This is a genomic window from Pseudomonas sp. DE0010, assembly GCF_007680745.1.
Lineage (GTDB): Bacteria > Pseudomonadota > Gammaproteobacteria > Pseudomonadales > Pseudomonadaceae > Aquipseudomonas > Aquipseudomonas parafulva_B.
Genome location: NZ_VEJQ01000269.1, coordinates 1 through 244 on the forward strand (window position 1 = coordinate 1; position 244 = coordinate 244).

At 57.0% G+C, this 244-nt stretch carries 1 protein-coding gene; it reads right to left on the reverse strand.

Annotated features, from left to right (window positions below; translation table 11 throughout):
- Positions 1-13: 13 nt before the first annotated feature.
- Positions 14-244, reverse strand: a 231-nt coding sequence (locus tag FS767_RS22495; RefSeq protein WP_144968287.1) for a helix-turn-helix domain-containing protein, incomplete at its 5' end; no start/stop codon positions are given.

Genomic DNA, 244 nt, shown 5'->3' on the forward strand with positions numbered 1-244 from the left:
TAATCGCATCTCCTCAAACTCTAAGCAGATCCGGCGCGATGCCCAAAGCTGCAGCGATCCTGTCGCGGGCAGGTCGCTGCAAACTCCTACTCTGCTCCTGCTGAGCATAGGTGGCCTCGGTAATGCCAATCCGTGCAGCGACTTCAGCCTGAGATAGGCCAAGATGCTTACGCCAGGCACCCACATAGGTCATGCCTTCGATGATCACATAGCCCACCACCTCATGTGGAATGGTCATGCCGCC